Origin of the sequence: Chitinimonas koreensis (assembly GCF_014353015.1) — a bacterium.
Lineage (GTDB): Bacteria > Pseudomonadota > Gammaproteobacteria > Burkholderiales > Chitinimonadaceae > Chitinimonas > Chitinimonas koreensis.
Genome location: NZ_CP060704.1, coordinates 4,549,933 through 4,572,187, shown reverse-complemented (window position 1 = coordinate 4,572,187; position 22,255 = coordinate 4,549,933). Strand labels below are relative to the sequence as shown.

Genomic DNA, 22,255 nt, shown 5'->3' with positions numbered 1-22,255 from the left:
GTCGGTATCGGGTGGTTCGGTCGCGGCGGGTTGGGTCCGCCCATGCTTGGATCGCCGTGCTCACAAGGCATTCAACAGGTTGGACGGCGAATACTGGTCGGTCAGCACCCGGGTGTCGGCCGGCCAGTCGCGCGGCTGGGCCTTGAACAGCGGCAGCAGCGCTTCGCGGCCGATGTCGTACGGCGCCAGCGCCGTTTCGTAGCGCGCGGCGTTGCGCTCGAGCTCGGCCTGGCTCGGCAGGCCGCCCTGGCGCAGCAGGATCACGCGGTTGATCTGGCGGATGTTGTAGAACTCGCCGAACACGCTGGCGTAGGTGGCCGACTCGTGGGCGTACAGCTTGCTGGTCGAGAAGGTGTTGGCCGCCAGCACGCCGCCGGGCGCCAGGACGCCGCGCACTTCCTGCAGGAACTCGCGGGTCAAGAGGTGCTCGGGGATGTAGTCGTGGTCGAAAGCGTCGAGGATCACCAGGTCGTACTTCTTGCCCTGCTTGAGCTGGCGCTTGACGAACACCCGGCCGTCCTCCTCGTAGACGCGGCTGTTGGCGTCGGGCCGGTAGCCGAAGAAGCGGCCGGCGATGCGGCTGACGGCCGGGTCGATCTCGACCGCGTCGATGCGCGCCTCGGGCCTGAGCTTGCGCAGCACGCGCGGCAGGGTGCCGCCGCCGAGGCCGATCACCAGGATCTCGCGCGGCTCGGGATTGAGGTAGAGCGCGCCCAGCATGATGCGGGTGTAGGCGAACACCAGCTTGTCCGGCGCGGCGATGATCTGGCAGGTCTGGCGGCCGACGCCGTTGCGGCCGAAGCCCATGCAGCGCACGCCGTTCTCTTCGTAGATGACGATGTTGCGGTACAGCGATTTCTCGGTGTGCACCACCTCGGCGCGGGCATGGGGCAGGCAGGCCGCCAGCAGCACGGCGGCGAGGGAGAGGAGGGCGCGCTTCATGCCGCGTCCTCCGTCGCCTGGTCGCCGAACGGCAGCGCCAGCGCGCCGAGCACGCAGGAGACCGCGATCAGGCCGAAGAAGATCTGGTTCACCTCCAGCAGCAGCACCAGGTAGAACGAGGTGGCCAGCGTGCCGGCCGCGCTGCCGAAGGTCGAGACGAAGTACAGCAGGCCGGCCGAGCGGCCGCTGGCGCGCAGATGGGTGACCAGCAGGCGGATCGCGTAGGGCGACACCGTGCCCGAGATCACGGTCGGCACGAAGAACAGCGCGCTCGACGCCAGCAGCGTGCCCCAGCGCGGGTCGGCGACGTGCTCGAACAGGGCGTCCAGCACCGTGTCGCCGAACAGCACCACCGGCAGGGTCGAGACCCCGGCCGCGATCAGCAGGGCGCCGAGCCGGCGCAGGCTCGGCGAGTGCAGGCTCAGCTGGCCGCCGAGCAGGTAGCCGATCGACAGCGCCAGCATGAACACCGTGATCACGCCGCCCCAGACGTAGATGCTGTTGCCGAAGCTCGGCGCCAGCAGCCGGCCGCTGAGCAGCTCGACCGCCATCACGAAGAAGCCGGACCAGCCGGCGATCAGGAAAACCAGCGCCCGGCGCAGGCGGCCGGTATCGCGCGTGCGCGGCACTGCGGGGGAGGGAAGGATGGCTTCGGTGCTCATGAGTCGGTCTGCAATCTCGTCTGGATAGGTCGGCGGGTGGGCCGGGGGGCGGCCCGACGGCGGTCCGGTCCGCCGGCATGGCCGGACCGAAGTCCGGCCGGCGGCGATCCGGTTGGCATATTGTAGGAGCGACTGGCGCCGCGATTCGTTCTGGATGCGTCCGCGGCCGGAGCCGCTCCCATACCGGCCTCGTCCGCCTACATCCGGAACACGCCGAACTTGGTCTCGGCGATCGGCTTGTTGAGGCTGGCCGAGATCGCCAGGCCCAGCACGCGGCGGGTGTCCTTCGGATCGATGATGCCGTCGTCCCACAGCCGGCTGGTGGCGTAGTAGGGATGGCTCTGCGCCTCGAACTGGTCGCGCAGCGGCCGTCTGATGCTTTCGCGTTCCTCGTCCGACAGCTGCTGGCCCTTCTTGGCCAGCGCCTCCTCGCGCACCTGGGCCAGCACGCCGGCCGCCTGCTCGCCGCCCATCACCGCGATGCGCGCGTTGGGCCACATGAACAGGAAGTTGGGGCCGTAGGCGCGGCCGCACATGCCGTAGTTGCCGGCGCCGAAGCTGCCGCCGACGATCACGGTGAACTTGGGCACCTTGCTGGTCGCCACCGCGGTCACCATCTTGGCGCCGTGCTTGGCGATGCCCTCGGCCTCGTACTTCTTGCCGACCATGAAGCCGGTGATGTTCTGCAGGAACACCAGCGGGATGCCGCGCTGGCTGCACAGCTCGATGAAGTGCGCGCCCTTCTGGGCCGATTCGCTGAACAGCACGCCGTTGTTGGCGACGATGCCGACCGGATAGCCGTACAGGTGGGCGAAGCCGGTGACCAGGGTGGTGCCGTAGGTTTCCTTGAATTCGTCGAACTTCGAGCCGTCGACGATGCGGGCGATCACCTGGCGGATGTCGAACGGCTTCTTCAGGTCGGCGCCGACGATGCCGTACAGCTCCTCCGCCGGGTAGAGCGGCGCCTCGGCCGGCTTCATCGCCACCGTCATCGGCTTGGTCCAGTTGAGGTTGGCGACGATGCGGCGCACCTGGTCGAGCGCATGGGCGTCGTTGTGGGCGTAGTAGTCGGCCACGCCGCTGATCTTGGCGTGCACGTCGGCGCCGCCGAGCTCCTCGGCCGTCACCACCTCGCCGGTGGCGGCGCGCACCAGCGGCGGGCCGGCCAGGAAGATGGTGGCCTGGTTCTTCACCATCACCGAGTAGTCGCTCATGGCCGGCACGTAGGCGCCGCCGGCGGTGCACGAGCCCATCACCGCGGCGATCTGCGGCACGCCCTGGCTGCTGAGGTTGGCCTGGTTGTAGAAGATGCGGCCGAAGTGGTCGCGGTCGGGGAAGACCTCGTCCTGGTTGGGCAGGTTGGCGCCGCCGGAATCGACCAGCGCGATGCACGGCAGCCGGTTCTCCATGGCGATCTCCTGCGCGCGCAGGTGCTTCTTCACCGTGATCGGGTAGTAGGTGCCGCCCTTCACCGTGGCGTCGTTGGCGATGATCATGCACTCGACGCCCGAGACCCGGCCGATGCCGGCGATCAGGCCGGCCGACGGCACCTGGTCGTCGTACTGGCCGTGGGCGGCGAGCTGGCCGATCTCGAGGAAGGGCGAGCCGACGTCGAGCAGCTGGGCCACGCGGTCGCGCGGCAGGAGCTTGCCGCGGGCGGTGTGGCGGTCGCGCGCGACCTGGCCGCCGCCCTGCTCGACGCGGGCGGCCTGGGTGCGCAGGTCGTCCACCAGCGCCTCCATGGCGGCGCGGTTGGCCTGGAATTGCTCGGATTTGGGATTGATGGTGTTGGGTAGCGTATTCATGGGCATCGGTCGGCCGGGCGTGGGTCCGGCGCTGCGGTGGATAGGCAGGGCGGCACGCGGCGCCCGTTCAGGCGCTCAGGCCGTGTATTTCACTTCGATGGTCGGCGCCGACTCGGCCGGCGCGAACACCACCAGCACGTCGATCGCCTCGGCGACCGCGACGAAGCGCGGCGCCACGCGGGCCGGCACGTGGACGATGCTGCCGGCGCCGACTTCGAGCTCGTCGTCGCCGACGCGCAGCGTGGCCGCGCCGCGGATCACGTAGAACAGCACGTCCTCCTGGTGCGCGCCCTGCGGGTCGTGGCTGCCCGGTTCCATGTGGTAGACGCCGGCGCTCATGTCGCGCGTGCGCAGGAACTCGTGGTAGGGCTCGGCCAGCGTCTGGCGGTCCTGGCTGATGGCGTCGAGGTGGAAGGTCTGCATGTCGTCTCCGAGGCGGTCGGGCGGGTTTGGCAGGAGCGGCCGGCCGGTAGCGGGCTTCGGCCGCGGCCGGCGCGGTTGGCGCCGTGCCGTCGTCGGCCGAGGTCCGGTGCGGGGCCGGCCGCTCCTGCGCGATCGTGTGGATGGCGGGTTAGAGCAGCGCGGTGTCGAACACCAGCAGCACCTCGTCGTGGCCGGGATTGCCCGGCATCGGCCGGCGCTGCTCGAGGCGGACGAAGCCGAGCGTTTCGTAGAAGCGCAGCGCGGTGTCGTTGGTGTCGACCACCCAGGCGTTGATGCGCTCGACGCCCCGCTCGGCCAGCCAGCGGTTGGCGGTGTCGACCAGCCGCGCGCCTGCGCCGCCGCGGCGGTAGGCCGGCTCGACCCACATATTGCAGATGTAGGCATGGTCGCGGCGGCCGCCTTCGAGATAGGCCCCGGCCATGCCGACCGGCTTGCCGGCGCGGTAGAGCACGAAGGTGGCCGAATCGCTGCTGCTGGCGTAGCGCTGGACGTGGTCGCACCAGTACTGGAACGGCCGCGCCGCGACTTCGGCGTAGCGGCGGCCGAACGCGTCGGGCGCGTCTTCCAGCCCGAGGAGCCGCAGGCCGCGCAGGACGTCCGCCTGGTCGGGGCGGATGCGCTGGATTTGTTCTTGCATGTTTGGACCCCAGTGAAACGTGAAAGGTGAAAGGTGAAACGTGGGTCGCCGCCATGCGGCTCGCGTTTTGGCGTGCCGCCGCTTGCTTGGTGCGGCGGCGCCGCACTACGTTTCACCGATGCCGCGCAGCGGCGAGTCACATTTCACTTTTCACATAATTTCCGCCGCGATCGCCCGGCCGATGACGATCTTCTGGATGTCGCTGGTGCCCTCGTAGATCTGGCACACGCGCACGTCGCGATAGATGCGTTCGACCGGGAAGTCGTTGAGATAACCATAGCCCCCGTGGATCTGGATCGCATCCGAGCAGACGCGTTCGGCGATCTCGCTGGCGAACAGCTTGGCCATGCTGGCCTCCTTGAGGCAGGGCAGGCCGGCGTCCTTCAGCGTGGCGGCGTGCCAGATCAGCTGGCGCGCGGCCTCGAGCTGGGTCGCCATCTCGGCCAGGCGGAAGGCGACCGCCTGGTGCTCGATGATCGGCTTGCCGAAGGTCTCGCGCTCCTTGCTGTATTGCAGTGCGCACTCGTAGGCAGAACGCGCCATGCCGACCGCCTGGGCGGCGATGCCGATGCGGCCCGATTCGAGGCTGGCCAGCGCCACCTTGTAGCCCATGCCTTCCGCGCCCAGCAGGTTGGCGGCCGGCACCCGGCAGTCGTCCAGCACGATGGCGCAGGTGTCGCTGGCGGCCTGGCCGAGCTTCTTCTCGATGCGCGACACGGTGTAGCCGGGCGTGTCGGTCGGCACGATGAAGGCGCTCAGGCCCTTCTTGCCGGCGGCCGGGTCGGTGACGGCGATGACGATGCTGACGTGGCCGTTCTTGCCGTTGGTGATGAACTGCTTGGCGCCGTTGAGCACGTAGTGGTCGCCGTCGCGCACCGCGCGGGTCTTGATCGCGCCGGCGTCGGAGCCGACCTGCGGCTCGGTCAGGCAGAAGCTGGCCAGCCAGCGGCCGCTGGCGAGCTTCTTCAGGTACTGCTCCTTCTGCGCCTCGGTGCCGAACGCCAGGACCGGGCCGCAGCCGACCGAGTTGTGCACCGACACGATGGTCGAGAAGGCGCCGTCGCCGGCCGCCAGTTCCTCGATCGCCAGCGCGGCGGCCAGGTAGTCGAGCCCGGCGCCGTCCCAGTCGGTCGGCACGGTCAGGCCCAGGAGGCCGAGCTCGGCCGCCATGGCCAGCTCGTCGTGCGGAAAGGCATGGGTCTCGTCACGCAGCCCGGCCGTCGGCCACAGCCGCTCGCGGGCGAAATCGCGCACGCTGTCGCGGATGAGCTGGTGTTCTTCGCTGAGAATCATGAGTTGTCCCTCTTATGTTTGTTGGCGCGCCAGGCGTGAAACGTGATTCGCCGCTGCGCGGCATGGGTGAAACGTGAAACGTGGTGCGGCGTTGCCGCACCTGAAATCAGCGCCGCGTAGCGGCTGCTCCACGTTTCACGTTTCACTTTTCACGTTCTTCACCGCCACCCAGATCGCATTCTCCAGACTCATCACCAGCTCTCCCCGCTGGTTGAAGGTGCGCCAGGCCAGCTGCACCACGCCGAACTCGGGCTTGGAGCGCGAGTGCTTGCGGCCCATCACGTCGAATTCGGCGTTCAGCACGTCGCCCGGCTTCACCGGCTGGTGCCACATCAGCTTGTCGATCTGCAGGCCCACCAGGCCGTTGGCGATGCTGTTCAGCTCGCTGGCGGCCAGCATGCGCATGCTGTAGGCGGCCGTCTGCCAGCCGCTGGCGACCAGGCCGCCGAACACGCTGGCGGCACCGGCCGCTTCGTCGAGATGGAACGGTTGCGGATCGTAGCGCCGGGCGAAGTCGTGCACCTCGGCGGGATCGACGGTCACCGGGCCGGCCTTGAACACGCGGCCGGGCTTGAGGTCTTCGAAATAGAGCGTCATGGCGATTCGGTCCGGGCCGGGGCGCGCAGGTGCGGCCCGCGGTACTGGTTGAGCAATCGATCGAACACGCCCTGCTCGCGCAGGGTATGCACGGCGCGCTGCACCGCGGCGGCGTCGATCGGGCTGGCCTTGGGCACCACGCAATAGGTCGGCGTCGAGCTCAGCACGAAATCGGCCACCGCCACCGGCGCGCCCTTGTCGCGGCCGTGCAGGTAGTGGGCGATCTGCAGGTCGGCGCTGACCACCGCGTCGACCGCGCCGCGTTCGAGCAGGCGGAAGTTGGAGAGGTGGTCGCGCTCGTACACCGGCACGATCTGGCCGGCGGCGATCAGCGGCTCCAGCGTCGGGTAGTGGAAGCCGTGGATCAGGCCCAGGCGCAGGCCGTGGAGATCGTCGAGCCCGTGCACGCGGCGCGCCGCCTCGGCCGGCATCAGCAGCCGCTCGATCTGGGGCACGGTCTCCTCGGTCCATTCGAGCTGGTCGGCCAGCGCCGTCCAGCCCGGGTTGAAGAAACAGTTGAGATCGGTGTCGCCGCGGGTCAGCGCCAGGTCCATGCGCTTGCGCGACAGCACCACGTAGCGCGGCGTGTAGCCCATCTGCCGCGCCACCTGGTCGCCGATGTCCTTGATCAGGCCGCCGCGCGGCCGGTTGCCCCTCACGTCGAACTCCACGAAGGGCGGCGAATCGCACTCGCACAGCGAGATGCGCAGCTCGGCCGGCACGGCCGCGGCGGACAGGAGCAGCAGGAACAGGAGAGGCGACGGGCGCATGGCGGGCAGGTTCGGGCGGACGATGCTTTCACTTTAGTCCGCCCGCACCCGCCGATCAGCACAGTTCCAGCGCCAGCGCGGTTGCTTCGCCGCCGCCGATGCACAGGCTGGCCACGCCGCGGCGCTTGCCGTACTGGCGCAGCGCATGGATCAGGGTGGCCACGATGCGGGCGCCGCTGGCGCCGATCGGGTGGCCCAGCGCGCAGGCGCCGCCGTGCACGTTGACCTTGTCGGCCGGCAGCGCCAGCTCGTGCATGGCGGCCATGGCGACTACCGCGAACGCTTCGTTGATCTCGTACAGGTCGACCGACTCGGCGCTCCAGCCGGTCTTCTCGAACAGCTTCTTCATCGCGCCGACCGGCGCGGTGGTGAACCAGCCCGGTTCCTGGGCATGGCTGGCGTGGCCGACGATGCGCGCCAGCGGCGTCAGGCCGCGCGCGCGGGCTTCCGACTCGCGCATCAGCACCACCGCGGCGGCGCCGTCCGAGATCGAGCTGGAATTGGCGGCGGTGACGGTGCCGTCCTTGCGGAAGGCCGGTTTGAGCGCCGGGATCTTCTCCGGCATCGCCTTGCCGGGCTGCTCGTCGACGGCGATCAGCAGGTCGCCCTTCTTGCCGGCGACCGTCACCGGCGCGATCTCGTCCTTGAAGTTGCCGCCTTCGATGGCCGCCACCGCGCGGCTCAGCGAGCGCAGCGCGAATTCGTCCTGGGCGGCGCGGCTGAAACCGTACTTGTCGGCGCATTCCTCGGCGAAGGTGCCCATCAGCCGGCCCTTGTCGTAGGCGTCCTCGAGGCCGTCGAGGAACATGTGGTCCTTCAGCTCGCCGTGGCCCAGCCGGTAGCCGCCGCGCGCCTTCTGCAGCAGGTAGGGCGCATTGCTCATGCTCTCCATGCCGCCGGCGACGATCACGTCGCCGTTGCCGGCGCGCAGGAGGTCGTGCGCCAGCATGATCGCCTTCATGCCGCTGCCGCACATCTTGTTGACGGTGGTGCAGTGCGCGCCGAGCGGCAGGCCGGCGCCGAGCGCGGCCTGGCGGGCCGGCGCCTGGCCCTGGCCGGCCGGCAGCACGTTGCCCATGATCACTTCCTCGACGTCGCCCGGCGCGAGGCCGGCGCGCTCGACCGCGGCACGGATGGCGGCTGCGCCGAGCTGGCCGGCGGTGAGGCTGGCGAAGTCGCCCATCAGCCCGCCCATGGGGGTGCGGACGGCGGAGACGATGACGATGGGGTCGGACATGGTGGGCTCCTGAATCTGTTCGGTTGTGCCGCTCGGCGTGGCCGGCGGCGGGGATTGCTGCTGGATCGTCCGGCGGGCGGCGCGGCCGGACGGAATGCCGTTCATCAGCCGGCGGCAGGGCCGGCCCGGTGCGCACTTACCATTCGGGCCCGCCCACGCCTTCGACGTCCCGCCACGCGGCCCCGGGTGCTCTATCGTTTCTTCTATGCCGTACCGCCTGTTCGCGCTCTTCGTCCTGCTCGTTTCCTGTACTGCCCACGCCGCCTGCAGCCGCACGCTGCGCGTGCCGTTCGAGGACTGGCCGCCCTATGCCCAGCGCGATGCCAAGGGCGAGCCGGCCGGCCTCGATTTCGAGCTGCTGCGCGCGGTGGCCGACCAGGCCGGCTGCAAGCTGGCCTTCGTCTACGACCTGCCGCGCAAGCGCCGGCTGCTGATGTTCCAGCAGGGCGCGCTCGACCTGCTGGTGGCCGCCTCGGCGACCGAGGAGCGGCGCGGCTACGCCTGGTTCACCCGCAGCTATCGCGACGAGGAGATGGCCGCGCTGGCGCGCAGCAGCGACGCGGTGGCGCTGGCCACCGGCTCGCTCGACGAATTGCTGGCGCGCCGGATCCCGCTGATCGCGCCGAACTCGGGCTGGTACGGCGCCGACTACGAGCGGCTGCAGCCGGCCTTCGAGTCGGCCGGCCTGTTGACGCGCTACGAAGGCTACGCCAACGGCGTGCGGCTCCTGCTGTTCGACCGTGGCCGGGTGCTGATCGGCGACCGCTACGCGTTGGCCGATTCGATCCGCAGCCAGGCGGTGCCCGGCATCGCGGCGCTGCCGTTCAGCGTCAACCGCAGCCCGGTGCACTTCATGCTGAGCCGGCAGAGCCTGACGCCGGCCGATCTCGTCGCGCTCGACCAGGCGGTCGCCCAGCTCGAGCGGCGCGGCGCGCTGCGGGCGATCCGCAACCGCTACCTCGGCACCCTGCAGTGAGCGGACGGCCGCGCGAAGCGGCCCGGCACGGCGTTGCATCGGCGCGCGCCGATCACTTGGTTTCGTTGAACAGCTCGCGGCCGATCAGCATGCGGCGGATCTCGCTGGTGCCGGCGCCGATCTCGTACAGCTTGGCGTCGCGCCACAGGCGCTCGACCGGGTATTCGCGGATGTAGCCGTTGCCGCCCAGCGTCTGGATCGCCTCGCCGGCCATCCAGGTCGCCTTCTCGGCGGCGTAGAGGATCGCGCCGGCGGCGTCCTTGCGGGTGGTCTCGCCGCGGTCCAGCGCGCGGCCGACGGTGTAGACGTAGGCGCGGCAGGCGCTCCAGGTCGCGTACATGTCGGCCAGCTTCCCTTGCATCAGCTCGAATTCGCCGATCGCCTGGCCGAACTGCTTGCGCTCGTGCACATAGGGCACCACCGCGTCGATGGCGGCGGCCATGATGCCGAGCGGGCCGCCGGCCAGCACCGCGCGCTCGTAGTCGAGGCCGCTCATCAGCACGTTCACGCCGCGGCCGACCGCGCCGAGCACGTTCTCCTCGGGCACCTCGACGTCGTCGAAGAAGATCGGGTAGGTGTTGGAGCCGCGCATGCCGAGCTTGTCGAGCTTGCTGCCGCTGCTGAAGCCCTTGGCATGCTTGGGCTCGAGGATGAAGGCGGTCATCCCCTTGGCGCCGGCGTTGACGTCGGTCTTGGCGTAGACCACCAGCACGTCGGCGTCGCCGCCGTTGGTGATCCACATCTTCGAGCCGTTCAGCACGTAGCGGTCGCCGACCTTGTCGGCGCGCAGCTTCATGCTCACCACGTCGCTGCCGGCGTTCGGCTCGCTCATGGCCAGCGCGCCGACGTGCTCGCCCGACACCAGCTTGGGCAGGAAGCGCGCCTTCTGCTCGGCGTTGCCGTTCTTGTGGATCTGGTTCACGCACAGGTTGGAATGCGCGCCGTAGGACAGGCCGACCGAGGCCGAGCCGCGCGAGATCTCTTCCATCGCCACGATATGGGCCAGGTAGCCCATGTCGGTACCGCCGTATTCCTCGGCGACGGTCAGGCCCAGCAGGCCCATCTCGCCGAACTTGCGCCACATCTGGGCCGGGAACAGGTTTTCCTCGTCGATGCGCGCGGCGTTCGGCGCCAGCTCGGCCGCCACGAAGTTCTGCACGGCTTCGCGCAGCATGTCGACGTCTTCGCCGAGGCCGAAGTTGAGGGCGGGGATGTGCATGGTGTCGTCTCCAGTGGCGGATCGGTCGGACCGCGGTCGAACGGGCAGGGTGCGCTTGCCGCACCGCGCGCGTGTTCCGTCGATTGATAGTCGTTTTCGCGCCGGGCGGCGGTTGATTTGCGCAATGGAACGGCGCCCGAGCATTTGCTCGGCACTGTATGTGACGTTGACGTCAACGTCAATCTATCGCGCAAAAGCGCGGGTCATTCGCGCAGCAGCTGCTCGGCTTCGTGCTCGAGGTCGTCCATTTCCAGCAGGATGGCGTCGATGTCGCGCCGCTGCTGTTCGAGCGCCTCGCGCTTGGGGCGCAGGAATTCCAGCAGCTTGGTCAGCTGCGGCCGCTCGTCGCGGGCGGCGTCGTACAGGTCGAACAGCTCGCGCGTCTCCTGCAGCGAGAAGCCGAGCCGCTTGCCGCGCAGCACCAGCTTGAGCCGGGTGCGGTCGGCGCGGGTGAATACCCGGTTGCGGCCGTGGCGGCCCGGGGCCAGGAGGCCCTCGTGTTCGTAGTGGCGGATCGCGCGCGGGGTGAGGTCGAATTCGCGGGCGAGGTCGGTGATGGTGTAGGTGCGGTCGTCGGGCATGGCGAGGGCGGCCGTGGATCGTGGCTTATGTTGGTTTATATACGCCGCCCGAAGATAGCAGAGGGTAGCCGCACTGTCATAATCGCTTCCTCCTCGCCCGCCTGGCCCGCCGCAGCATGCCGCACCGCCTCCGCTATCCCTTCCACGACGCCGTGCCGGCACCGGGCGCGACGCTCGAAGTCGCCCCCGGCGTGCACTGGCTGAAGATGCCGCTGCCGTTCGCGCTCAACCACATCAACCTGTGGCTGATCGAGGAGGCTGGCGGCTGGAGCGCGGTCGACGCCGGCTACGACAGCGAGCCGACCCGGGCCGCCTGGCAGGCCGTGTTCGACGGCCCGATGGCTGGCCGGCCGCTCGAACGCGTGGTGGCGACCCACTACCATCCCGACCACATCGGCCTGGCCGACTGGCTGTCGAGCCGCTTCGGCGCGCCCTTCCACGCCAGCCTCGGCGAATTCGCCCATGCCCGCGCGGTCTGGCACGACCTGCCGGGCTTCGACGTGGCCGCGCTCAACGCCCATTTCGGCCGCCACGGCCTGCCGGCCGCGCAGCTGGCGCAGTACGCCGCGCGCGGCAACAGCTACCACTGGGGCGTGAAAAGCCTGCCGGCCACCTTCAACCGCATCCTGGCCGGCGACACGCTGGCGCTCGGCGGCGCGCAGTGGCAGGCGATCCCCGGCTACGGCCATTCGCCCGAGCACATGGCGCTGTGGTGCGCCGAGCGCGGCGTGCTGATCTCGGGCGACATGCTGCTGCCCAAGATCTCGACCAATGTCGGCGCCTGGGGCAGCGACCCGGACGTCGACGCGGTCGGCCAGTTCCTCGCCTCGCTCGACCGCTTCCTGGCGCTGCCCGACGACACCCTGGTGCTGCCTTCGCACGGCCGACCCTTCGTCGGCATCCGGCCGCGGGTCGAGGCGCTCAAGGCGCACCATGCCGAGCGGCTCGAAGCGCTGCTGGCCGCCGTCATCGCGCCGGTCACCGCCTTCGAACTGCTGCCGGCGCTGTTCGGCCGCATGTTCGATCTCTACCAGACCATGTTCGCGCTGGCCGAATGCATCGCCCACCTGAACCACCTGCGCCAGGCTGGCCTGCTGCGGCGCGAGGCCGGCGCCGACGGCTGCTGGCGCTTCGAGCGCACCTGACGGCTTCACCGCTTTGCAACCGGGCCCGCCGAAGATCCGGCCGGCCCGAACCGACGAGGAGAACGACATGACGCAACGCGCCTTGCTGATCATCGACGTACAGCACGGGCTGATCTCGGGCCTGCCGATCGTGCGCGGCGACGAGGTGGTGGCGACCATCGCCGGCCTGGCCGACGCCGCCCGCGCGGCCAAGGTGCCGGTGATCTACGTGCAGCACGACGACGACGAGGACCCGCTGCTGCAACCCGGCTCGGCCGGCTGGCAGATCGATGCGCGCATCGCGCCGCAGCCGGGCGAGCCGGTGGTGCGCAAGCGCTTCCGCGATTCCTTCCACGACACCACGCTGAGCGAGGAGCTGGCGCAGCGCGGCATCGACACCCTGATCGTGGCCGGCTGCATGACCCAGTACTGCGTCCAGTCCGGCTGCGCCAGCGCGGTCGGCCGCGGCTACGACGTGGTGCTGGTCGGCGACGCGCACGGCACGATCGACACCGGCGGCCTCTCCGCGGCGCAGATCGTCGAGCACCACAACCTGCTGCTGCACGGCCTCGAGGCCGGCAAGAACCGGCTGCGGGTGGCGCCGAGCGAGACGGTGCTGGCCGAGCTGGCGGGTTAGTCCGCGGCCGCCGCGGCGCAGCGGCGGCCGGCGCGATCTGGTACAACGGCGCCTGGGCGGCTCCGGCCGCCCTTCATTCGTCAGCGATCCCGAGCGGAGCCCCGGCATGGACATCATCGAACTCGTATCCGAACACGGCCGCGCGCGCATCGCGCGGCAGGGCGCCCAGGTGCTCGACGCCGAACTCGGCGGCGTGCCGCTGTTGTGGTTGTCGCCGCTGGCGGCCTTCGAGCCCGGCCGCGCGGTCCGCGGCGGCGTGCCGGTCTGCTTTCCCTGGTTCGGCAAGCATCCGACCGGCCTGCCGGCCCACGGTTTCGCCCGCAACCGCGACTGGACCGTGCTGGCGCAGGACGACCGCCAAGCGCGCTTCGAACTGTGCGACGACGAAGCCGGCCGCGCGCTGTGGCCGCACCGCTTCCGCGCCGAGCTGACGGTGGCGCTGGAGGATGCCGCGCTGCGCATCGATTTCGCGGTGGAGAACCGCGACGACGCGCCGATCGAATTCACCTATGCGCTGCACAGCTACTTCGCGGTCGACGACGTGCGCGCCTGCCGCGTCGAGGGCCTCGAAGGCCGGCTACGGCGCGAGGTCGGCCACGTCACCATGCCGCAGCAGGGCATCGTCGCGCTGGCCGAGCCGATCGACGCGGTGTTCGAAATCGCGCCCGAGCCGCTGATCCTGGTCGAGGGCGAACGCCGGGTGCTGATCGAGGCCGACGGCATGCGCAGCGCGGTGGTCTGGAACATCGGCCCCGACAACGCCCAGGCCGACATCGGGCCGCACTGGCCGCGCTATGCCTGCGTCGAGCGCGGCAACATCGGCGCGGCGGCGGTGCATCTGGCGGCCGGCGAGACCCATCGCGCCGGCATGCGGCTGTCCCGGTCGAGAGCGACCCGGTCGGACGCGACCCGGTCGATCGCGCCCCGGTCGAACGGTCATTGATTCGAGCAGCCGCCTATCGAGCGGCTGCTAGACTGGTTTCATGCAACGCACCGCTTCGGCCATGCCCGACATTTCCAAGCTGCACATCCGCGCCGCGGAGAACCTCGACGACCCCGGCGAGATCGCCCACGTACTGCTGCACGCCGCCTACTCGGGCGGCATCGGTGTGTTCATGTGGGAGCTCGAGCGCGACCGCCTGCTGTGGAGCCAGGCGATGTACGAGGTCTACAGCCTCGACCCGGACAGCTTCGACCACACCGGCGCCACCTGGCTGTCGACCATCCATCCCGAAGACCTGCCGCGGCTCTACCTCGAGGTGCGCGCCGCGTTGACCGGCGAGCGGCCCTACGACACGGTGTTCCGGGTGCGCGACCCGGCCGGCGGCTGGCGCTTCATCAAGGGCACCGCCTGGGTCGAGCGCGGGGCCGACGGCCGGCCGCTGCGCATGGCCGGCATCAACCGCGACGTGAGCGACGAGCATCGCTTCAACTGGATGGTGCAGACGGTGCAGCAGGTGCTGGCCGCCACCGTCGGCCAGGCCTTCTTCGCCACCTTGGCCAACGTGCTGTGCCGCGCGCTCGAAGTGCGCCATGCCTTCGTCGCCGAGGTCTCGCCGCATCCGCTGCCCGAGCGCGCGCGGGTGGTGGCCGCCTGGCTCGACGACGCGCCGCTGGCGCCCTACGAATTCGACCTGGCCGGCACCCCGTGCGAGCAGGTGGTGGCCGACGGCACCTGGCTGTTCCCCTGCGACATCCAGGCTCGCTTCCCCGACAACCGCGCATTGCGCGAGCTCGGCGCGCAGAGCTACGTCGGCGTGCCGCTGCTGGCTTCCGACGGCCGCGTATTGGGCCTGATGGCGGTGATCGACGACCGGCCGGCCCGCTATCCCGATACCGTGCGGCGCCTGCTCGAGCTGTTCTCCGGCCGCGCCGGCGCCGAGCTCGAGCGGCTGCTGCGCGACATGGAGGTGGCGCGGCTCAACGCCGAGCTCGAGGCGCGCGTCAACGCGCGCACCGGCGCGGTCCGCCGCACCATGCGCGAGCTCGAGGCCTTCACCTATTCGGTCTCGCACGACCTCAACGCGCCGCTGCGCGCGATCAACGGCTTCGGCACCATCCTGCGCGAGGATTACGCGTCGATGCTCGACGCCAGCGGCCGCGACTACCTCGACCGCGTGCTCGGCGCCGGCGAGCGCATGGGCCGGCTGCTGGAAGACCTGGTCAACCTGTCGAAGATCTCGCTCCGGCCGCTCAACGTCGGCAAGGTGCACCTGGGCGAACTGGCGCAGGACATCGCCGACGACCTCGCCAGCCAGTCGCCGCGGCCGGCCTTGCGCTTCGAGGTGGCGCGCGGCTTGACGGTGCACGGCGACGGCGGCCTGCTGCGCATCCTGCTCGACTGCCTGCTGCGCAATGCCTGGCGCTTCACCGAGCAGGTCGAGGCGCCCTTGATCGAACTGTTCGAGCGCATGCACGAGGGCCATCGCGAGATCGTGCTGCGCGACAACGGCGCCGGCTTCGACGCCTCGGCCACCGAGCGGCTGTTCGCGCCGTTCCAGCGCTTCCACGGCGAGAGCGGCATGTCGGGCGGCGGCTCGGGCCTCGCCATCGCCCAGCGCGTGGTGCACCGCCACCATGGCGGCATTCGGGTCGAAAGCCGGCCGGGCGAGGGCGCCACCTTCAGCTTCTGGCTGCCGCCGCCGGCGGAGCTGGTGGCCTTGCTGGAGACCGACAAGAGCGCCTGACGGCCGGCGCATTCACCGGCCGTCGGTGCGCCCGCCGCTCACCCCGCCTGCACCGAGATGTGATAGATCCCCCACGGGCACAGCGCGAAGCGCTCCGGCAGTGTCTTGGCCGCCAGTTCCGGGAAGCGGCCCGGGTCGTAGACCGCCCACAGCGGGCCGATGCCGCCGAGCGCCAGCGGCTTGCCGTCGATCTCGTGGGCGATGATGAAGCCGAAGCGGCGCAGGTCGGCCAGCGGCGACATCACCGCGTAGCCGTCGACCGCCTGCAGCAGGATGCGCGGGTTGTCGGCGCTCGCGCCGGCGGCGGCCAGCACGTCGGTCAGCAGCGGGCCGCGCAGCTGGTGGGGCTTGCCGTCGTATTCGAGCGTCGAGGTGATGGTCTGCTGCGGCAGCTTGGCCAGCGCGGCGAAATCGAAGGTGAAGGCGCGGTCGAACTTGACCTTGTGTTTGCCCATCATCTGGTCGAATTGCGGATCGAACGGACCGCGGTTGGTCTTGCCGACCGCGCCGGTCAGGGTCAGCAGCACCGGTCCGCGCGCGGCGGAGGCGGCCGGCTTGGCGGCGAGCGCGGGCAGGGCGCCGGCGGCGAGCGCGGCGCCGGCGAGGAATTGGCGTTTGTTCATCGGGGTCTCCGTCGGAAAATGACCGACGTTTTATCGCTTGCCGTGAATTTTGGATACATCGACGTGGCATTCGCCCGCAGCCCGGGCGTCCGGCAAAGCCGGACGCTCGCGCTCAGGGCCGGCTGGATGATCGGCGCGCCCTGGTTCAATTCCCACTCTCCCCGCCCTTGCCTCCGCGAGGGCGCCTCGCTTTGCTCGGGTGCGATGCAAGCAGGCAGGTGAGCCAATCAAGCGGCAAAAAAACGGGGCGCACCATGGCGCCCCAAGGGGTGAGGGAGAGGGTTCCCTCGAGGGAGAAATCGGGCCTAGTTGGCCGGCACGACCGCCGGGGTGATCGCGACTGGCGCGGTGGCGAGCACCAGCTGGCCGTGCTCGACCGGGATGCGGTCGCTGGTCGGCGGCTGGCTCATGCGCACGGTGTCGATCTTGTCGCCGAGCTTGTACTGCACGTCGTAGCCGACCACGCGGTCGTGGCTGCGGGTCACCGTCTTGCAGCGCTGTTCGCTGCTGGTGTAGGTGTCCTTCTGCTGCATGTTCTTCTGGATCTGGTTGCCGGCGTAGCCGCCGCCGACGGCGCCGGCCACGGTGGCGATCTTCTTGCCGTTGCCGCCGCCGACCTGGTTGCCCAGCGCGCCGCCGACCAGGCCGCCGATCAGCGTACCGGCGATGCGGTTCTCGTCCTTCACCGGCTTGCGGTGGGTGATCTGGACCTGCTTGCACACCTGCTCGGGGTCTTCACCGTTTCCTTCACCTCGGCGACCTGCATCACCTGCGCATAGCTCGGCCCCTTCAGAGCCTGGTAGCCGGCCACGGAACCCAGCGAGATCACGGCGGCGCCGCCGATGATGGCGCCGGTCAGCATGGACTTGTTCATGGTGCGTCTCCTGCGATTTGGGGCGGGCGACGTGCCTGCCTTACCTCGTTCGATGCACGGATGGTCGTCCAGTTGCGCTGAACGCTAGCTGAACAATTTATGACGAATGGATAGGTGTGTGGAACGTGAAAGGTGAAAAGTGAAACGTGGGTCGCCGCTGCGCGGCTCGAAGGCAGGTGGGGATTGAGTCTGGTGCGGCTGCGCCGCGATGGGAGAGCGGGGGATTGGTTGGTCGGAATTCATCCGGGCAGCGTCCTGGGCAGGGCTGCCGTAACTAATACACATCGCTGTCGGAATGCACATCGCTGTCGGAATGAATCCCGGCCTAGCAGGGCGATACGCGCAGTGGACGAAAACGCAGGTGCGGCAGCGCCGCCCTCAAGTGAGGCGACGTCCGCCGCTTGCCGCGAGCCGCGCAGCGGCGACCCACGTTTCACCTCTCACCTTTCACGGGCGGCCGACGCCGCGATCAGCGGCGGCGGCCGCCCAAGATCGATCCCAGGACGCCGCGCAGCACCTGGCGGCCGACCTCGTTGGCCATGGTGCGCGCCATGCTCTTGGTCGCCGTCTGCACCACGCCGTCGCGGCGGCCGCCGCGCGGGCCGGTGCTGCCGAACAGGATTTCGCTGAGCGCGCCGCCCAGTCCGCCGAACATCCCGCCGCCGTCTTCCTCCTGCTGCGGCGCCGTCGCCGCGTCGCCGGCCGGGCCCGCCGGCGTGCCCCGGCCTGCCGCGCCGCCGTTGCCGGCCGGCTGGCCGCGCAGCTTCTCGTAGGCCGATTCGCGGTCCTCGGCCGCCTCGTAGTGGCCGAACAGCACCGAGCCCTCGATCAGCGCGCGGCGTTCGGCCGGCGTCAGCGGACCGAGCCGGCAGCCGGGCGGGGCGATGAAGGCGCGCTCGACCACCGACGGCGTGCCGCGCGCGTCGAGGAAGGACACCAGCGCCTCGCCCACGCCGAGCTCGGTGATGGCCGCCTCGGCGCTGAAGGCCGGGTTGGCGCGCAGCGTCTCGGCCGCCACCTTGACCGCCTTCTGGTCGCGCGGGGTGAAGGCGCGCAGCGCATGCTGCACCCGGTTGCCGAGCTGGCCCAGCACGGTCTCGGGATGTCGAGCGGATTCTGGGTGACGAAATAGACGCCGACGCCCTTGGAGCGGATCAGCCGCACCACCTGCTCGACCTTCTCGACCAGCGCCGGCGGCGCGTCGTTGAACAGCAGGTGGGCCTCGTCGAAGAAGAACACCAGCTTGGGCTGGTCGAGGTCGCCGGCCTCGGGCAGCTGCTCGAACAGCTCGGCCAGCAGCCACAAGAGGAAGGTCGCGTACAGCTTGGGCGACTGGTAGAGCTTGTCGGCCGCCAGCACGTTGACCACGCCGCGGCCCTCGCCGTCGGTCTGCATCAGGTCGGCGATGTCGAGCATCGGCTCGCCGAAGAAGCGGTCGGCGCCCTGCTGCTCGAGCGTGAGCAGGCCGCGCTGGATCGCGCCGACGCTGGCGGCCGAGATGTTGCCGTACTCGGTGGTGAATTCCTTGGCGTGGTCGCCGACGTGCTGGACCATCGCGCGCAGGTCCTTCAGGTCCAGCAGCAAGAGGCCGTTGTCGTCGGCGATCTTGAACACCAGCTGCAGCACGCCGGCCTGCACCTCGTTGAGGTTGAGCAGCCGGCCCAGCAGCAGCGGGCCCATGTCCGACACGGTGGCGCGCACCGGGTGGCCCGCCTCGCCGTAGACGTCCCAGAACACCGCCGGGCTGGCGGCGAAGGCCGGCTCCAGGCCGAGCTGGTCGAGCCGCGCGGAGAGCTTGGGCGATGCGCTGCCGCCGGCGCCGATGCCGGACAGGTCGCCCTTCACGTCGGCCATGAACACCGGCACGCCGATGCGCGAAAAGGCCTCGGCCATGCGCTGCAGCGTCACCGTCTTGCCGGTGCCGGTGGCGCCGGTGATCAGGCCGTGGCGGTTGGCCAGCGCGGGCAGCAGTTCGAGGGCGGTGTCGTCGCGCTTGGCGATCAGCAGGGGGGCGGTCATCGGGGTGATCCTCGGGCGGGAAGCGGATGCGTCACTGTGCCAGTTTCGCCGCGCGCGTCAAAGCGCCGGCACCCGCCCGCGGATCGCCTAGACTGGGAGCTGATGTCCTGCGCCAAGAAAGGACGCGCCATGCCCCTTGCCCGCCTGCCTGGATTCCGCGTCCATTGCGCCTTGCTGCACGGCCTGCTGGCCGTCGCGGCCGCGTTGCCGGCGGTTGCCGTGCCCGGCTTGCCGCCGGGCTGCAAGCAGATGATCGCCTCGGGCAATCCCGAGTACCCGCCCTTCCTGTGGCGCGACGCGAACGACCAGGACCGGCTGGTCGGCGCCAATGCCGAGCTGATGCAGCGACTGTCCAAGGAGCTCGGCGTGCCGATCACGGTCAAGTACGCCGGGCCGTGGGGCCGGGTGCAGGAAGAGGTCAAGCAGGGCCGGGTCGACCTGATCGCCGGCGCCTTCTTCACGCTGCAACGGCAGGAGTACATGGACTACTTCTGGCCGGCGATCCGCAATACCCGCACGGTGATCTGGACCCGCGACGACCATGCGCTGCGCTACGGCAAATGGGCCGACCTGGTCGGCTTCAACGGCATCACGGTGATCAACAACAGTTTCGGCGAGGATTTCGACCGCTATGCGCGCGACAACCTCGAGATCCAGAAGGTGCCGAGCCTGGAGAGCGCGCTGAAGATGCTGGCGCTGTCTCGCGCCGACTACCTGATCTACGAGGAGGCGCCGGGCCTGGCCTACGCTGCCAAGCTCGGCATCAAGGGCCTGCGCGCGGCCTCGGCCTCGATCAGCAACGAGGACCTGCTGCTGACGCTGTCGCACAAGTCGGCCTGCAACAGCGGCGAGATGCGCGGCCGCATCGCACGGGCGATGCAGAAGCTGGCGCGCGACAAGGTGATGGACGACCTGATCGAGCGGAGCATTCAGCTTTGGCGGGTGCAGGCGAAGTAGAGCTGTGAAAGGTGAAACGTGAAATGTGAAACGTGGAACCCCATCTCCCAGCCTGCGCCGGCCGCCCCCAACCCTCCCCTTGAAGGGGAGGGCGTCCGATTGCGACACGTCTGACAGTCACTGCCGCCCGGAACCGATGCGTCCTGCTCCTCCCCTTCAAGGGGGAGGCTGGGTGGGGGATGGGGTTTCACATTTCACGTTTCACGCGCCTTAATTTCACGCGCCTTACAACTCACTGCCGCCCCAGACAAGTCCGATACCTTCCCTCCACCCGCTCGGCGAACCACGCCGTGGTCAGCTTGCGGGTGATCTTGGGGCTCTTCAGCCGGATCTGCGGCAGCACCGCGCGCGGCAGCGGCTTGCCGGCGGCCTGGTCGGCCAGCTCGAACACCCGGCGGTACAAGGCCGTCTGGTCGAAGCCGCCGTCCTTCTCCAGCGCCAGGTCGCGTTCGATCGCGGCAGCGCCGAGACCGAGCCGGCCGGCGATCGCGCGCACCGCCGCCAGCGTGTCGCTCGGCGCGCTCGACGGCACCCCCGCCTCGTAGCGCAGCAGGTCGCCGTCCAGCCCGATCTTGCGCTTGGACACCCTGGCCACCGCTGCCTGGAAGGCGGCGTTGCGGCTGGAGAAACGGCCGGCGTTGTAGTCGGCGAAGCGGTAGCGCATCTCGCCGTAGTTCACCCGGTAATGCAGCAGGTTGGCGATGCCGAAGTAGACGCCGCCGCGGCGGGTGAACACTTCGTGGCGGATGCCGTCCTTGATCGGGTAGGGATAGGGCCAGGCCTTGGCGTGGCCTGCCGCGAAGGCGATGCTGACCTGCATCGGCCCGCCGGTGCGGATCGGGTTGGCCATGCTCAGCGGCAGGCCCAGCCGCTTGGCCTCGTCGGCCATCTCCTCGAACAGCGCATTCATCTCGCGCTCGGTGCGCAGCGCATCGATGCGCGCCTTGTAGCTGCGGCCGTCGCGCGAGCTCACCAGCAGCGCGGCCTGAACCAGCGTCAGCGGCAGGCCCTTGGCGTGCGCCTTCTGCTCGATCTGGCCCACACCATCTTGCCCAGGCCGGGCACCACCGGGTCGGCCTGCCAGGTCGATTCCTGCTCGATGGTCGCGGCGGCGGCGCAGAAATACTCGGCCGTATAGGGAATCTTGAGCGCCTTGAAGGCATTGAAGATGTCGTCGCTCCAGCCGGCGCGGTCGGGCATCTTGCGCGGCAGCAGCCGCGCCAGCAGCGCGCGGCCCTGCTGCGGATCGGCCCAGGCCGGCGTGGCCTGGACCGCCGGCGCCACCGGCCGCGGCGGTTCGGCCTCGGGCGGCACGCCGGCCGGCGGCTCGGCGCCGGGCTGGCGGTAGTCGCTCGGCGTCAGGTCGGCCGGCAGTCCGTCGGGCTCGGCTTGTTCGGGCGCCGGGGGGACGTCGACCGGCGTTTCGGCCGGCGTCTCGGGCGAATCGGGATCGGCCGCGCGCGGGCCGGCGCTGGCGCAGGCGGCCAGCAGGGCGGCGAGCAGGGTGGCGGCGAGGGGAAGCGGGAATCGGGGCACGGCGTCGAGGTGGGCGAGGGACGGCCGCCATATTGCCAGCGATCGTCCGGCGCCGTGTGGATCAGCCCAGCCCCGCCACCTGTTCCAGCAACGCCAGCAACTGGCGGCCGGCGGCGCCGAAGTCGGTCGCGCCATCGACCTGGTGCGCCACGATCAGTCCCTCTCCCAGCAGGAACAGCGCATCGGCCTGCGCCGCCGGCTCGGCGACGGCGGCCTCGGCCAGCCGCGCCGCCAGCCGCGCGCGCACCTGGCGCTTGTGGGCCAGGGCCAGCCGGTGCGGCGGCGCCTCGGGCTCGGCGTATTCGGCGCTGGCGTTGATAAAGGCGCAGCCGTGGAAATCCGCCTCGCCGCTCCAGTCGAGGATGAACCCGACATAGGCGCGCATGGCCTCGCGCGGCGGCCGCGCCGCTAGCGCTGCATCGAGCCGGGCCAGGAAACGCGCCTCGCGCAGCCGCAACGCGGCGTCGATCAGCGCCTCCTTGGTCGGGAAGTGGCTGTACAGCGTCTTCTTGGTCACGCCGCCGGAACGGGCCAACTGCTCCACCCGGTGGCGTGGAAGCCCTGGCGGTGGAACAGCGCGAGCGAGGCGTCGACGAGGGAATCGCGTTTGCTGGTCATGGCGCGATTCTAGTCCG

The 22,255-nt window shown here is 70.1% G+C and carries 21 protein-coding genes and 2 pseudogenes; 6 read left to right on the top strand and 17 right to left on the bottom strand.

The annotated features are described in order from the left end of the window. Positions 1-60: 60 nt before the first annotated feature. The 9 genes from H9L41_RS19245 to H9L41_RS19205 all read right to left on the bottom strand — a co-directional run bounded on the left by H9L41_RS19245 (position 61) and on the right by H9L41_RS19205 (position 8,387). Positions 61-942 carry a spermidine synthase gene (locus tag H9L41_RS19245; protein WP_028445042.1) on the bottom strand — a complete coding sequence of 294 codons (882 nt, stop codon included), beginning with the start codon at positions 940-942 and terminating at the stop codon, positions 61-63. Further along, positions 939-1,604 carry a fused MFS/spermidine synthase gene (locus H9L41_RS19240; protein ID WP_051318756.1) on the bottom strand — a complete coding sequence of 222 codons (666 nt, stop codon included), beginning with the start codon at positions 1,602-1,604 and terminating at the stop codon, positions 939-941. The genes H9L41_RS19245 and H9L41_RS19240 overlap by 4 nt, the downstream gene beginning before the upstream one ends. Before the next feature lie 197 nt (positions 1,605-1,801). Further along, on the bottom strand, positions 1,802-3,409 hold the full coding sequence (locus H9L41_RS19235) for a carboxyl transferase domain-containing protein (RefSeq protein WP_028445044.1): 1,608 nt from the start codon (positions 3,407-3,409) through the stop codon (positions 1,802-1,804). Positions 3,410-3,484: 75 nt separating this feature from the next. After that, positions 3,485-3,832: a cupin domain-containing protein gene (locus H9L41_RS19230; RefSeq protein WP_028445045.1), complete on the bottom strand. Its 348-nt coding sequence runs from the start codon at positions 3,830-3,832 to the stop codon at positions 3,485-3,487. Positions 3,833-3,980: 148 nt separating this feature from the next. Continuing rightward, positions 3,981-4,490 carry a GNAT family N-acetyltransferase gene (locus tag H9L41_RS19225; RefSeq protein WP_051318757.1) on the bottom strand — a complete coding sequence of 170 codons (510 nt, stop codon included), beginning with the start codon at positions 4,488-4,490 and terminating at the stop codon, positions 3,981-3,983. A 150-nt stretch (positions 4,491-4,640) separates the two neighbouring features. Continuing rightward, a complete protein-coding gene (locus tag H9L41_RS19220; protein WP_028445046.1) occupies positions 4,641-5,783 on the bottom strand; it encodes an acyl-CoA dehydrogenase family protein in 1,143 nt (380 codons plus the stop codon). 135 nt (positions 5,784-5,918) lie between these two features. Next, positions 5,919-6,380 (bottom strand): MaoC family dehydratase, encoded by a 462-nt coding sequence (locus tag H9L41_RS19215; protein ID WP_028445047.1) that lies wholly within the window; start codon positions 6,378-6,380, stop codon positions 5,919-5,921. After that, positions 6,377-7,150, bottom strand: coding sequence for a substrate-binding periplasmic protein (locus H9L41_RS19210; RefSeq protein WP_028445048.1), 774 nt, complete (start codon positions 7,148-7,150; stop codon positions 6,377-6,379). The genes H9L41_RS19215 and H9L41_RS19210 overlap by 4 nt, the downstream gene beginning before the upstream one ends. A 55-nt stretch (positions 7,151-7,205) precedes the next feature. Further along, complete coding sequence (locus H9L41_RS19205) at positions 7,206-8,387, bottom strand: acetyl-CoA C-acetyltransferase (RefSeq protein WP_028445049.1); 1,182 nt, start codon at positions 8,385-8,387, stop codon at positions 7,206-7,208. A gap of 205 nt (positions 8,388-8,592) precedes the next feature. Between H9L41_RS19205 and H9L41_RS19200 the strand changes: the two genes are divergently transcribed. Beyond that, entirely contained in the window at positions 8,593-9,363 is a 771-nt protein-coding gene (locus H9L41_RS19200; RefSeq protein WP_028445050.1) for a substrate-binding periplasmic protein, read from the top strand. 52 nt (positions 9,364-9,415) lie between these two features. Here H9L41_RS19200 and H9L41_RS19195 read toward each other — a convergent pair whose 3' ends face one another. After that, a complete protein-coding gene (locus tag H9L41_RS19195) occupies positions 9,416-10,582 on the bottom strand; it encodes an isovaleryl-CoA dehydrogenase (RefSeq protein WP_028445051.1) in 1,167 nt (388 codons plus the stop codon). A gap of 203 nt (positions 10,583-10,785) precedes the next feature. Beyond that, positions 10,786-11,163: a MerR family transcriptional regulator gene (locus H9L41_RS19190; RefSeq protein ID WP_028445052.1), complete on the bottom strand. Its 378-nt coding sequence runs from the start codon at positions 11,161-11,163 to the stop codon at positions 10,786-10,788. A 116-nt stretch (positions 11,164-11,279) separates the two neighbouring features. On the opposite strand from H9L41_RS19190, the gene H9L41_RS19185 reads away from it, so the two are divergent. The 4 genes from H9L41_RS19185 to H9L41_RS19170 all read left to right on the top strand — a co-directional run bounded on the left by H9L41_RS19185 (position 11,280) and on the right by H9L41_RS19170 (position 15,611). Then, entirely contained in the window at positions 11,280-12,308 is a 1,029-nt protein-coding gene (locus H9L41_RS19185) for an MBL fold metallo-hydrolase (RefSeq protein ID WP_028445053.1), read from the top strand. 67 nt (positions 12,309-12,375) lie between these two features. Continuing rightward, on the top strand, positions 12,376-12,924 hold the full coding sequence (locus tag H9L41_RS19180; RefSeq protein ID WP_028445054.1) for a cysteine hydrolase family protein: 549 nt from the start codon (positions 12,376-12,378) through the stop codon (positions 12,922-12,924). Between the two features lie 106 nt (positions 12,925-13,030). Next, positions 13,031-13,867, top strand: coding sequence for a D-hexose-6-phosphate mutarotase (locus H9L41_RS19175; RefSeq protein ID WP_051318758.1), 837 nt, complete (start codon positions 13,031-13,033; stop codon positions 13,865-13,867). A gap of 40 nt (positions 13,868-13,907) precedes the next feature. Continuing rightward, positions 13,908-15,611 carry a sensor histidine kinase gene (locus tag H9L41_RS19170; RefSeq protein WP_051318759.1) on the top strand — a complete coding sequence of 568 codons (1,704 nt, stop codon included), beginning with the start codon at positions 13,908-13,910 and terminating at the stop codon, positions 15,609-15,611. Positions 15,612-15,649: 38 nt separating this feature from the next. Here the strand turns inward: H9L41_RS19170 and H9L41_RS19165 are convergent, their stop codons facing one another. The 4 genes and pseudogenes from H9L41_RS19165 to H9L41_RS19155 all read right to left on the bottom strand — a co-directional run bounded on the left by H9L41_RS19165 (position 15,650) and on the right by H9L41_RS19155 (position 19,127). Then, positions 15,650-16,234 (bottom strand): putative pterin-binding protein, encoded by a 585-nt coding sequence (locus H9L41_RS19165; protein WP_028445055.1) that lies wholly within the window; start codon positions 16,232-16,234, stop codon positions 15,650-15,652. A gap of 305 nt (positions 16,235-16,539) precedes the next feature. Continuing rightward, positions 16,540-16,956 carry a glycine zipper 2TM domain-containing protein gene (locus H9L41_RS19160; RefSeq protein ID WP_265583846.1) on the bottom strand — a complete coding sequence of 139 codons (417 nt, stop codon included), beginning with the start codon at positions 16,954-16,956 and terminating at the stop codon, positions 16,540-16,542. Further along, positions 16,917-17,108, bottom strand: a complete 192-nt coding sequence (locus H9L41_RS25155; RefSeq protein ID WP_265583845.1) for a glycine zipper 2TM domain-containing protein — start codon at positions 17,106-17,108, stop codon at positions 16,917-16,919. The genes H9L41_RS19160 and H9L41_RS25155 overlap by 40 nt, the downstream gene beginning before the upstream one ends. A gap of 469 nt (positions 17,109-17,577) precedes the next feature. After that, a pseudogene (locus tag H9L41_RS19155) lies at positions 17,578-19,127 on the bottom strand (helicase HerA-like domain-containing protein). 129 nt (positions 19,128-19,256) lie between these two features. On the opposite strand from H9L41_RS19155, the gene H9L41_RS19150 reads away from it, so the two are divergent. Further along, a complete protein-coding gene (locus H9L41_RS19150) occupies positions 19,257-20,084 on the top strand; it encodes a substrate-binding periplasmic protein (RefSeq protein ID WP_169730144.1) in 828 nt (275 codons plus the stop codon). A gap of 232 nt (positions 20,085-20,316) precedes the next feature. On the opposite strand, the pseudogene H9L41_RS25150 reads toward H9L41_RS19150, so the two are convergent. Both H9L41_RS25150 and H9L41_RS19140 read right to left on the bottom strand, forming a co-directional pair. After that, positions 20,317-21,284, bottom strand: a pseudogene (locus H9L41_RS25150) (DUF1615 domain-containing protein). Positions 21,285-21,681: 397 nt separating this feature from the next. Beyond that, complete coding sequence (locus tag H9L41_RS19140; protein WP_265583842.1) at positions 21,682-22,155, bottom strand: TetR/AcrR family transcriptional regulator; 474 nt, start codon at positions 22,153-22,155, stop codon at positions 21,682-21,684. Positions 22,156-22,255 lie beyond the last annotated feature (100 nt).